Below are 12,762 nucleotides of genomic sequence, written 5' to 3' on the forward strand. Positions count from 1 at the left end.
AAAGAATCACCCCAATACCCAAAGGCACTCGGATGATTCCTATTTTTATTTTATATTTAATTAAACAACATATTTTTCTGCATCGATTATTTTCACTGATGCTTCACGTTTTTTCACGATAATATTATAAGGTGTTGATCGTGTCAATTTACGTAAAGCAGATATCATCATACGTTGGTTATCGCCATCAACTGTTGCAAGAAGTGTTTCTCTTGCATCCTTCTCAATCGCTTCAAATGCTTCTTGACAGAAGATTTCTGTATATAAAATCATTTGCTGTGCTTTCTCCTGGCCACTACGTGCAATCGCTTTTTCTGTACGTAGAAGGGCAGATTCCATTGCAAAAACATTATTTGCAATGTCTGCAATATTAGAGAGTACTTCCTGTTCTACTTCAAGTTTCGGACCAAATTTCTGCGCTGCCATACCAGCAGCTAGTAAACCTATTTTTTTAGCATTTTTAACAAGAACTTTCTCTTGTGCAAGTGCCTCGTCACCAATTTCTTCAGGCATCATCATAAGAAGTTCTTCTTGTAGGCTTTGCGCTTTTTCAAGCAATGGTAATTCACCTTTCATTGCTTTCTTCAAGAATGTTCCTGGAATAAGTAGACGGTTGATTTCATTTGTTCCTTCAAAAATACGATTGATACGCGAGTCACGATAAATTTGTTCAACTTCGTATTCAGCCATAAAACCGTAACCACCATGAAGCTGAACAGCCTCATCCGCAATATAATCCAGAACTTCTGAACCTATAATTTTGTTAATAGAACATTCAATTGCGTATTCTGCAATCGAAGCGGCAATCGCCTTACCATCTTTTTGTTCTTCGGGAGTCATCGCATTGTTGCGCTCTTCAAAATATCCCACTGTGCGGTAAATAAGACTTTCTGCTGCAAATAGTTTAGATGCCATTGTAGAGATCTTTTCTTTTGTTAAATTAAACGAAGAAATCGGCGTGTTAAACTGTTTACGCTGGTTCGTATAAGCTACCGCAAGTTCAAGGGCGCGCTTACTTCCACCAAGTGTTCCTACTCCTAGTTTATAACGACCAATATTTAAAATGTTAAATGCGATAATATGACCGCGTCCTATTTCACCTAATAAGTTTTCAACTGGTACTTGTGCATCTTGCAAAATAAGCGTTCGAGTTGATGAAGATTTAATCCCCATTTTCTTCTCCTCGGCTCCAACTGAAACACCCGAGAATTCTCTTTCAACGATGAATGCTGAGAATTTATCACCATCAATTTTTGCATATACTATGAACACATCCGCAAATCCGGCATTTGTAATCCATTGCTTTTCACCATTTAGAACATAATGTGTACCCTCAGAGTTTAATTTTGCATTTGTTTTTGCACCTAAAGCGTCGGAACCTGATCCAGGCTCTGTCAATGCGTATGCAAAAATCTTATCACCTGAAACGGAATTCGGTAAATATTTTTTCTTTTGATCTTCGTTACCAAAAAGAACAATTGGTAAAGTACCGATTCCTACATGAGCACCATGTGTAATTGAGAATCCGCCAGAGACCGACATTTTTTCAGCAATTAGTGCTGACGAAATCTTATCTAGTCCAAGACCGCCATATTCTTCAGGAACATCCGCTCCAAGAAGACCAAGGTCACCTGCTGATTTTAATAGTCTTACAGAGTTATCAAACTCATGATTTTCTAGTTTTTCAACAACTGGAAGAACTTCGTTTTTCACGTAATCCTCTGTTGTTTTTGCAATCATTTTTTGCTCATCTGTAAAATCCTCGGGTGTAAATACGCGGTCAGCCTCTATGTCTTCGATTAAAAATGCTCCGCCTTTTATTAACTCATTCGTTTTTAATTCAGTCATCAATTGTTCCTCCTTTAATTTATGGTGTTTCACTTATAGTAGTTCGAAAACGCCTGCTGCTCCCATTCCTCCGCCGATACACATTGTTACGACGCCGAATTGTTTACCTTGACGTTTTAATTCACTCATCATTCGAATTGTTAGGATTGAACCCGTGGCTCCAAGTGGATGGCCTAGCGCAATTGCTCCACCGTTCACGTTCACTTTATCCATATCTAGACCTAAGTGACGGATAACCTGAAGTGACTGAGCTGCAAATGCTTCATTCAATTCCCATAAATCTATGTCTTCGATTGTTAATCCCGCTAGTTTAAGTGCTTTTGGAATCGCAACAATAGGACCAATTCCCATTACTTCAGGTGGTACGCCTCCAACTGCAAAAGAAAGAAATTTTGCGATTGGTTTTAGTCCTTGAGCTTCTGCAACTTCGCGGTCCATCACTAGAACTGCTCCAGCACCATCAGATGTTTGTGATGAGTTTCCTGCTGTAACACTACCTGTTACAGAAAAAGCCGGACGAAGTCTCGCTAGCCCTTCCATACTCGTGCCGTGCCTGACGCCTTCATCCATTTCAAACATAAATTTGCTTTCCGAATACTTTCCATTATCGTCGACAGTACGTTTTACAACTTCAACAGGAACGATCCCATCATCGAATTTGCCCGCTGCAATTGCCGCTCCCGCTTTTTCGTGAGAGCGAACAGCAAACGCATCTTGATCTTCTCGGCTAACGTCATATTTTACCGCAACTTGTTCAGCAGTATGACCCATTCCCATATAATACTGGGGTGCCGTTTCAGCTAGAATTGCGTTTGGACGAATTGTGTTTCCCATCATTGGTACCATGCTCATAGATTCTACCCCACCTGCCAAAATAGCCTGTGAATGGCCAAGCATAATTCGTTCTGCCGCATAAGCAATGGACTGCAATCCAGATGAACAAAATCTATTTACCGTGATGGCTGGTACTGTATCTGGAAGTCCAGCAAGTGCTCCGATATTTCGGGCTACGTTCATTCCTTGCTCAGCTTCAGGCATCGCACATCCAATGATTAAATCATCAATTGGACCATCATATCCTCCAGCTCTTTTCAACGTTTCCTTAATTGCAAGTGCTCCTAAATCATCGGGACGGACAGTAATAAGAGAGCCTCTTCCTGCTTTTCCAACCGGCGTCCGTGCACCAGCTACTATAACTGCTTCACGCATCTTTTTTCCTCCTCGTATATATGCTTTTTAAATTAGTTGCGTAATGGTTTGCCTTTTACAAGCATGTTTTGCATACGTTGTTGTGATTTCGGCTCTGCCACAAGGCTTAGGAATGCCTCCCGTTCTAAATCAAGCATATATTGTTCATCTACTAATGTGCCGTATGGAACTTTTCCACCCGCTAATACAAAAGCAAGTTTTTTCGCTATTTTTAAATCGTGATCACTAATAAATCCTGATAATTTCATACCTTCTGCTCCTAGCAACATCGTGGCGTAACCTGAGTCACCCGTTACAGGGATTTTTTCATGTTTCGGAGCTTTATATCCATTTTCAAACAACGATAGAGCTACTTGTTTCGCGTCATATATTAAATGATCCGCATTGATACTTACTCCATCTGCAAAGTTCAAGAAGTTGTTTTCCCTTGCCTCATCACCTGATGTTGAAACTTTTGCCATTGCAATGGATTCGAATACCTTATTAGCAATAAATTGATAGTCAATATGAACGTCATTCGGCAAACCTTTTAAGTGCTTCGTATAAAGACCGACGTTTCCGCCACCACCTGGAATTAAACCAACACCTACTTCAACGAGACCCATATACGTTTCAGATGCCGCTTGAATATGTGCCGCAGGGAGACAAACTTCTGCTCCACCTCCAAGAGTCATTCCAAATGGTGCAGCAACAACTGGTTTAGTTGAATACTTTATTTTCATCATTGCGTTCTGGAACGAACGAATTATGAAATCGAGTTCGAAAATATTATCATCTTGTGCTTCCATTAGAATCATGCCTAGGTTCGCACCTACACAGAAGTTTTTACCTTGGTTCCCTATAACGAGACCTTTAAAGTTCTTTTCAACTTCATCAACAGCGTAATTGATCATTTGTATAATATCAGGGCCAATTGAGTTGGATTGAGAGTGGAATTCAAGTAGAGCTATTCCATCACCTAAATCAATTAAGCTTGCGCCCGTGTTCTTTTTGACGACACCATTTTTCTTTTTATATCTTTTCAAATCAATTGATTTTTCATTAACAGGAACGAGTGTATACTTTTTTCCATTAAAGAAGTAAAGTTCGTTATCTTCTTCTTTATAAAAAGTTTCATAGCCTTTATCAAGTAAGCTTTGTACGAATGAAGGTATTATTTCCCCCTCATCCTTCATCTTCGCAACTGTTTTTTCTACACCAAGGGCATCCCAAATTTCAAACGGTCCTTGCTGCCAACCGAAGCCCCATTTCATTGCATTGTCAATTGCAACAATATCATCTGAAATTTCACCATTTAATTCGGCCGAGTAAAGCAGTGTCGGTGCAATTATATTCCACAAAAGTTCTCCGGTACGATCGTTCGCGTAAACAAGTGATTTCACGCGATTTGCAAGACCCTTTTGTTGCTTCGCCATTTCAATTGAAGGCGTTTGCAATTTCTTCTGTGGTCCATATTCAAGCGTTTCAGGATTGAGTTCAAGTATTTCTTTGCCTTTTTTAATATAGAATCCCTGTTTCGCTTTTGCACCTATCCAACCATTATCAATCATTTTCTTCATGAAGGACGGTAATTCAAATACTTTTTGCTCATCGCCTTCTGTTTTATCGTAAGCATTCTTAGCAACATGCATAAATGTATCAAGTCCCACAACATCAAGCGTACGGAATGTCGCTGACTTTGGTCGGCCAATAAGCGTTCCCGTTACCGAATCTACTTCACCGATTGAATATCCACGTTTCTCCATCTCACGAAGCGTTACAAGAAGACCGTACGTGCCAATTCGATTTGCAATAAAGTTCGGAGTGTCTTTTGCAACAACCACACCTTTGCCTAATTTGTCTTCGCCAAATTGAATCATAAAGTCAACGACTTCTTTTGCTGTTGTACTTGCTGGAATTACTTCTAAAAGTTTCAAGTAGCGTGGTGGGTTAAAGAAATGAGTTCCCAGAAAATGCTTTTGGAAATCTTCTGTACGCCCTTCAATCATATCTTCGATGCTTATACCCGATGTATTTGAACTAATTATTGTACCCGGTTTACGTACAGCATCTACTTTTTCATATAACGACTTTTTTATTTCAAGGTTCTCGACAACAACTTCAATAATCCAATCAACTTCACTTAGTTTATCAAGATCATCTTCAAGGTTTCCTGCTTCTATTAAGGATAGATTACTCTTAGTTGTTAATGGAGCTGGTTTATGTTTAAGCACTTGCTGCAATGCTCCTAGTGCATACTTATTACGTATCTGGTTATCTTCAAGTGTAAGACCTTTTGCTTCTTCTTCTACTGTTAACTTCCCAGGAACGATATCGAGAAGGAGTACCGGAATGCCAATATTAGCCAAATGTGCTGCAATACCTGAACCCATAACACCTGAACCTAATACCGCTGCTTTTTTAATTTGATAAGTCATATGCAAAGCCTCCCTTAATCTTTTGAATGAATGCTCATTCATTTTTTAAGTAAAAAAAATAGAAAAAACATCTATACCTATAACTATAAATCATTTTTTAATTTTTCGCAATCTATATAAATTATAAAAGTGGCCTAAATTTCAAACCCAAACCTTTTATTATATTAATATACTTTTTCCTAAGGATGTGACATTCGCAAAGTGCTTTGCTAAACTACGAATTAAATGAAGATACGTATTAGATCATAACTTGGAGGTGAACCGATAATGAAAATACTTCTAGATGTTCAAGGTAAGTCACAATACGACACTGATATTAACGAGTCTTTCCGTCCCTCTGCGTGTGGTCCAGTAACAGCACGTGTATTAATGGATTATATTATTACACAAGATCCATATACCTATGATGTGAATGAATTATATAAACTTCTTGGGAGCACAAAGATTGGATTATTTAAATATCGTTACATTCAAAATATGCGCAGAATACTTAGTACGGGTTGGATTGTTGCTGAGTGCGAAATCGATGAGGTCATCAAACAAATAAAAGAAGGGCGCCCTGTTGCAGCAAAATTTGATAAGTGGTTTACGTTTCGTTGGAGAGGTCAATATGAATTCAATTACCACTGGGTTCCAATTATTGGCTTTGAACTAGTGGACAAAGAAGTTCAGCTTATTATTCATGATAATGGAGGACGTAATCGTGAAAGTAGAATCCGTCATATATCTTATAATAAAAATAAATCTATCCTGTCATTTGTAAAAATCGAACCTATCGGGTGACAGTCTCCTTTACAATTCAGACACAATTCTGATTACAGAATGGGTACCAATCGCACAGGGAACTCCGGTTGGATTGAATTGAATTTGGTTGTGCTAATCCAAGGGTTGGATGAATGTTGTGTGGGTGACAGTCCCCCGTACTTACTTAATATATGCCAAAGCTTGTTTCATGGAGGCAAAACTTTTAATTTGTCCAAAGTTTAGATCTAAACTCACAAGGGTCTGTGCGATTACAGGTGAAATACCACTAACAATAGGCTGTATTCCGAGTAAAGAAAGGGCATCAAACAAATGGAATAATTGCTGAACAACGAATGTATCCGTTGTTTGTAATCCAGACAAATCAATAACCAAAGTTTTCAGTTGAAGCTCAGAAGCCTCCAGTAATACTCGTTCCTGAAGAGTTAATGAACGTTCATGATCAATAGTCCCTATTAATGGAAGAATGGCAGTAACATCATCAATTGAAACAATTGGCACTGATAATTCGGTGATCATGGATTGAGATAGCTTGAGTCTTTCGCTTTCATGCCGCACAAATGGCAAACTAAAAAAATACGTTAAATCATTCACCGCACTATCAAGTCTTGTAACAATATCATACATTCCAGCTGTATCAACACCATGTTCTATCGCATCATGCTTTAATACTGTTCCAATAATATTACGATAACTTGGAACTTCTCTTAAAATCATATCTAAAGTTATGGTAGAGTACTTAGCAAACTCGGAACCCGCTTTTTCTCCCCAACTATTTAGTTCTGAAATTCTAATATCATCATCCATAACTAATGAATTTGCATATAGTTTTATTAGCTCAATTCGCATTGGATACAGTTCATGCTCAAGTCTTTTAAGTGCAAAATATCTTTCATTTTGACTTTCCGTAATTACATGAGCTAACTGTGGCGCCTGTTCAACAATTTTCTTGCTGAATTGTAATAAAAAAGTCTCCAAATGATTCCATCCTTCCGTTTTCTATTTTAAGGAAAGTGAGTCTGCCTGTCGAACAATCATTGAGTAACCTTGTCCTTCAATTAATTCCCTCTTTACTTGATCATAAACAGGAATTTCTAAATCTTCTAAGGAACCCGCCATATCAATAGAACAATGAATTTCTGCCAGCTGTTTTGATAGATAAAGCATATCCAAGTCCTCTTCAATTCTTTTACGTCTAGCAGGGGTTAGCTCATGGATTGAATCGAGTACACCCTCGATTGTACCGTATTTTTTAATGAGTGTTAATGCTATTTTTGGGCCGATTCCCTTTACACCCGGATATCCGTCACTGGCATCCCCAGTAAATGCTTTCACTTCGATGAATTGCTTTGGTGAGATTCCGTATTCCTCCAGAAAGCGTTCATATGTATATATGTCGTATTCGCTGTATCCTTTTTTCATAAATGCAATTTGAACTCCAGGTCTAAGGAGTTGTAGAAGATCTTTGTCCCCCGTTACAATTGTTAAATCTGCTCTACCATCCCATGTTTCCACCATCGAACCAATTAGATCGTCTGCTTCCATTCCAGTGATGCCATAATTCTTCCAACCAATCAATTCGGAAACGGCTCTTGCCATATCGAACTGTGGAATTAGTTCAGGTGCTGGTTCGGGGCGGTGGGATTTATATCCTTCATATAGCTCGTTGCGGAATGTTTTTGCGCCCATATCCCAACATACAGCCATGTGAGTCGGTTGATATATTGAAGTTGCCATCATTGTATGTCGAGCGAATCCTTGGACTGCATTTGTAGGTGTTCCCGCAGCATTAGGAAAGTAATGCCCCATTGCTGATGTTGCAAAAAATGATCGAAATAATAGAGCCATTCCATCAATAAGTAATATATGCGGTTTCTTGTCTTCGTTCATATCGTATTAGTCCCCCAATTAGTTGTTATCGTCTTTCTAAAGTCTAACATAATCTTGAATTAAAAAAGACGAAAGCTAAGATTTCGCCTCGTCAATGTATTCCTTTTCACATTAAGAACTGTGCAATCTTTTGGATATCGGGTGTGAATACACGATCTTCTACAATGGGCATAACGATTTGATTAAGTTCCTCAAACTTTTTACGCGTCTGTGGCGCCATTCCATCTACGCCTCTTATAAAGCAGCCCGTCATCGCACAAAGCGCTTCAATTGCCAAGACATTTCTAACGTTTTTAATAATTAATTGAGCATGTCTTGCTCCGATTGTTCCCATCGAAACATGGTCTTCTTGATTTCCCGATGATGGTATTGAGTCAACAGATGCTGGATGTGCAAGTGTTTTATTCTCAGATACAAGACTCGCAGCAGAGTATTGCAAGATCATTGCACCGGACTGTAATCCAGGCTCAGGACTTAAAAATGGAGGCAGACCTTCGTTCAGATGTGGATTTACGAGTCGTTCAATTCGTCGCTCTGAAATACTGGCCAGTTCCGCCATACCAATCTTTAAGAAATCCATCGCAAAAGCTATTGGTTGACCATGAAAATTACCTCCTGAAACGACTGTGTTGCCATCGTCAAAAATGAGCGGATTGTCCGTTGCCGCATTCATTTCAATCTCAAGTTTCTCTTTTACATAACCGAGCACTTGCCAACTTGCCCCATGAACTTGTGGGATACAGCGAATGGAATAGGCATCTTGGACACGTTTTTCTCCTTGTACAGTTGTATAACTACTGCCATTTAGCCAATCCAACATTCTTGTTGCCACATCGATTTGTTCTGGATAGCCTCGTGCTTCGTGAATTGCTGGATGAAACGCATCTGTAATTCCATACAATGCTTCCACAGTCATAGCTGCAATCCATTCACTATCGAAAGCGAGTGACTCCGCTTCCAAATAATTCACAACACCTTGTGCCGTCATCGCTTGTGTGCCGTTAATAAGAGCTAAACCTTCTTTTGCTTCAAGTACAATTGGGTCCAGCCCATGTTCTTTCCAAATATCCATTGCCGGAATCTGCTTCTTCCCTTCCCAAACGTCACCTTCACCAAGCAAAACGAGTGCAAGATGAGATAAGGGTGCAAGGTCACCCGATGCACCAAGAGATCCTTGTTGTGGAACTACGGGATGGATGCGATTGTTTACCATATAAGCAAATCGCTCAAGGACTTCTGCGCGTATGCCTGAAAATCCTTTCAACAAAGCATTTAACCGAAGCACAACCATCGCTCTAGAAACAATCTCTGGAAAAGGGTCTCCAATACCGCAAGCATGTGAACGTATAAGATGAAGTTGCAGTGCCTTTGTATCTTTTTCATCAATTTTCACATTACTAAACAAACCAAAACCTGTGTTGATGCCATAAACGGTTCGATCTTCTCGGACAATTCTTTCAACCGCTTCACGACTTTTGTTTACCCGTTCCAAGGCTTTTGGATCCAACATCACTTTGGAACCTTTATATAAAATATCATTCATCTGTTCAAGCGTAAGCGACGATCCTGTTAACTTAATCATGACAACCTTCCTTTATATGAGATTAATTATCCTACAACTTTTACGCCATTTTTCCAAACGGATTTTACATGATTTACACCAAATAGATATTGCAGCTCTTGATAATTCGAACTATTCCAAAGCACTACATCACCTTGTTTTCCAATCTCAATGGAGCCTGTTCTGTCTTCCATTTTTATTGCACATGCAGCGTTATAAGTGGCGGCTGTGAGAGCTTCCGCTGGAGTTAGTCGCATTGAAATGCATGCCAAATTCATAACAAGTGGCATTGATGTTGTCGGTGATGAACCCGGATTACAATCTGTAGAAATTGCAACGGGAACACCTGCATCAATCATTTTACGTCCCTCCGCCGCTTCTTCCCTAAGATATAGAGCTGTAGCCGGAAGCAGACACGCAATTGTCCCAGCTGCTGCCATTGCTTGAATCCCTTCATCAGTGGCTTTCAACAAATGTTCTGCCGATATCGCCCCAACACTTGCAGCTAGTTCTGCACCTTCATATGGTTCGATTTCATCAGCATGTATTTTAGGTATGAGTCCATATTTTTTACCCGCTTCCAAAATACGTCTCGATTGTTCTGGTGTAAATACACCGACTTCGCAGAAAACGTCATTGAAAACGGCTAGTTGCTCTCTTGCAACTGCGGGTATCATTTCATCTATAACAAGAGTTACGTACTCCTCTTCTCGACCTTTATATTCAACGGGAACAGCATGGGCCCCCATAAATGTCGGAACGAGATCGATTGGATGCTCATTTTGCAACCTTTTCATAACGCGAAGTTGTTTAAGTTCGGTTTCAAGATTTAAGCCGTAGCCACTTTTCCCTTCAACAGTGGTAACCCCGTGCTTCAAAAATGAATCGAGACGAGTAAGGGACTGTTCGACTAACTCGTCTTCCGTCGCTTCTCTTGTCATTTTTGTCGTCGCATGAATGCCGCCACCTGCATTCATAATCTCCATATAGGTCGCACCTTCAAGGCGCATTTCAAATTCTTTTTCGCGACTTCCACCGTATGCTAGATGCGTATGGGGATCGACAAGTCCAGGAGTAACGAGGTGACCCGTTGCATCTGTAATTTCCGCTTCATGTGCGCGACTTTCAAACATTTCTTCAAGTTCTTCTGTTGTACCCACTGCTTTTATGAACCCATTTTCAATCCAAATGCTACCATCTTCAATAATTGATAAATCATTCATCGCTTTTTTGATTCGTGGACCTTTGCCACTTTGGGCCAGTGTAGCCAGTTGTGATGCATGCTTAATCCATACAATACTTGTCATGTATTTGAAGCTCCTTTATTCATCATCGGAATGTTAACGCCTTTCTCGCGCGCTGTTTTCTCAGCAAGTTCATATCCCGCATCGACGTGACGAACAACTCCCATACCCGGATCTGTTGTAAGTACACGTTCCAGTCTTACTTCAGCCTCTTTTGTACCATCCGCAACAATGACCATTCCCGCATGAATTGAATATCCCATTCCTACGCCGCCGCCGTGGTGGACAGAAACCCAGGTTGCACCGCCAACTGCATTGATCATTGCATTTAATATTGGCCAGTCTGCAACAGCATCCGACCCATCTTTCATCGCTTCTGTTTCACGATTTGGCGAAGCAACCGAACCCGAATCGAGGTGGTCACGACCGATAACTATGGGTGCTTTTAATTCTCCAGAAGCGACCATATCGTTTATAATTTTTCCAAACTTCGCTCGCTCACCGTATCCAAGCCAACAAATTCGCGCTGGAAGTCCTTGGAATTCAATTTTATCTTGCGCCATACGAATCCAATTGCACAGATGAGTATTATCACTAAATTCACGTAAAATCACTTCATCTGTTTTATAAATATCCTCCGGATCACCCGAGAGCGCTACCCAACGGAATGGCCCTTTTCCTTCGCAAAACTGCGGTCGGATATAAGCTGGAACAAATCCCGGAAAATCGAATGCACGTTTGACCCCTTCGTCTTTTGCAACTTGTCGAATATTATTTCCATAGTCAAATGTAATTGCGCCTTTATCCATCATTTCAATCATCGCTCCAACATGTGTTGCCATGGAAGCTTTTGACCGTTTTATATATTCCACCGGATTTGCATTTCTTAATGTACTTGCATCAATCAATGACATTCCTACTGGAATATAGCCGTTTAGTGGGTCATGTGCCGATGTCTGATCAGTTAGTACATCTGGAATAAAACCTTTTGTGAGCATTTGCGGTAATATATCTGTCGCATTTCCAAGAAGTCCAATGGATAATGCTCTGCCTTCTAATTTCGCTTCCTCTGCAAGACGGATCGCCTCATCAAGCGAATTTGTTTTAATATCTGTATAGCGCGTTTCAATTCGTCGATCGATACGCGATTCATCAACTTCAATGCCAATACATACTCCGCCCGCCATTGTAACCGCTAGTGGTTGTGCAGCACCCATACCGCCAAGACCGGCTGTTAGTGTAATTGTTCCTTTCAACGAACCATTGAAATGTTGTTTGGCAAGTTCCGCAAATGTCTCGTATGTTCCTTGTACAATTCCTTGTGAACCAATGTAAATCCAGCTTCCTGCCGTCATTTGTCCGTACATCATTAATCCTTTTTTATCGAGTTCATGGAACGTCTCCCAGTTTGCATACGCTGGAACAAGATTCGAGTTCGCAATCAGCACTCTTGGTGCATCTGTATGTGATTTAAATATAGCGACGGGTTTTCCTGATTGAACCAACAACGTTTCATCGTTTTCCAATTCTTTTAAAGAACGAACAATCGCATCAAAGGACTCCCAGTTCCGAGCCGCTTTCCCGATACCTCCGTAAACAACCAATTCATCGGGATGTTCTGCAACTTCTTCGTCTAAATTGTTCATGAGCATACGAAGTGCAGCTTCTTGTTGCCATCCTTTCGTATTCAATTCTGTCCCACGATACCGAATGACTCGTTTCGACGCTTCCCCCAAAATAAATTCCCCCTTGAACTAATCTACATACATAATACATGATGGAAACATCCCATTGTTGACTATTCAGAAAGTTTAGTCCGTGCTAATAAGGT

9 protein-coding genes are annotated in these 12,762 nt (G+C 40.2%); 1 reads left to right on the forward strand and 8 read right to left on the reverse strand.

From position 1 onward, the window contains the following. Window positions 1–60: 60 nt before the first annotated feature. From ACP8HH_RS14215 to ACP8HH_RS14225, 3 genes are read right to left on the reverse strand one after another with little or no spacing between them, the layout of a single operon-like run. A complete protein-coding gene (locus ACP8HH_RS14215) occupies window positions 61–1,848 on the reverse strand; it encodes an acyl-CoA dehydrogenase family protein (protein WP_438312376.1) in 1,788 nt (595 codons plus the stop codon). Window positions 1,849–1,881: 33 nt separating this feature from the next. Then, complete coding sequence (locus ACP8HH_RS14220) at window positions 1,882–3,057, reverse strand: acetyl-CoA C-acetyltransferase (protein WP_438312378.1); 1,176 nt, start codon at window positions 3,055–3,057, stop codon at window positions 1,882–1,884. 32 nt (window positions 3,058–3,089) lie between these two features. Continuing rightward, window positions 3,090–5,474 carry a 3-hydroxyacyl-CoA dehydrogenase/enoyl-CoA hydratase family protein gene (locus ACP8HH_RS14225; protein WP_438312380.1) on the reverse strand — a complete coding sequence of 795 codons (2,385 nt, stop codon included), beginning with the start codon at window positions 5,472–5,474 and terminating at the stop codon, window positions 3,090–3,092. Between the two features lie 267 nt (window positions 5,475–5,741). Here ACP8HH_RS14225 and ACP8HH_RS14230 point away from each other — a divergent pair, with 267 nt between their 5' ends. Continuing rightward, a complete protein-coding gene (locus tag ACP8HH_RS14230) occupies window positions 5,742–6,257 on the forward strand; it encodes a C39 family peptidase (protein WP_438312382.1) in 516 nt (171 codons plus the stop codon). A 141-nt stretch (window positions 6,258–6,398) separates the two neighbouring features. Here the strand turns inward: ACP8HH_RS14230 and ACP8HH_RS14235 are convergent, their stop codons facing one another. The 5 genes from ACP8HH_RS14235 to hutU all read right to left on the reverse strand — a co-directional run bounded on the left by ACP8HH_RS14235 (window position 6,399) and on the right by hutU (window position 12,667). Further along, a complete protein-coding gene (locus ACP8HH_RS14235; protein ID WP_438312384.1) occupies window positions 6,399–7,214 on the reverse strand; it encodes an STAS domain-containing protein in 816 nt (271 codons plus the stop codon). 21 nt (window positions 7,215–7,235) lie between these two features. Further along, complete coding sequence (locus ACP8HH_RS14240; RefSeq protein ID WP_438312386.1) at window positions 7,236–8,126, reverse strand: 5'-3' exonuclease; 891 nt, start codon at window positions 8,124–8,126, stop codon at window positions 7,236–7,238. Window positions 8,127–8,232: 106 nt separating this feature from the next. Then, window positions 8,233–9,708, reverse strand: coding sequence for a histidine ammonia-lyase (gene hutH / locus ACP8HH_RS14245; protein WP_438312388.1), 1,476 nt, complete (start codon window positions 9,706–9,708; stop codon window positions 8,233–8,235). A 26-nt stretch (window positions 9,709–9,734) separates the two neighbouring features. Then, window positions 9,735–10,994: an imidazolonepropionase gene (hutI, locus tag ACP8HH_RS14250; RefSeq protein ID WP_438312391.1), complete on the reverse strand. Its 1,260-nt coding sequence runs from the start codon at window positions 10,992–10,994 to the stop codon at window positions 9,735–9,737. After that, the gene (hutU, locus tag ACP8HH_RS14255; RefSeq protein ID WP_438312393.1) at window positions 10,991–12,667 is read right to left on the reverse strand and encodes a urocanate hydratase; all 1,677 of its coding nucleotides are present in this window, start codon (window positions 12,665–12,667) and stop codon (window positions 10,991–10,993) included. The genes hutI and hutU overlap by 4 nt, the downstream gene beginning before the upstream one ends. Window positions 12,668–12,762 lie beyond the last annotated feature (95 nt).

Source organism: Sporosarcina sp. FA9, from assembly GCF_051550205.1.
Taxonomy (GTDB): domain Bacteria; phylum Bacillota; class Bacilli; order Bacillales_A; family Planococcaceae; genus Sporosarcina.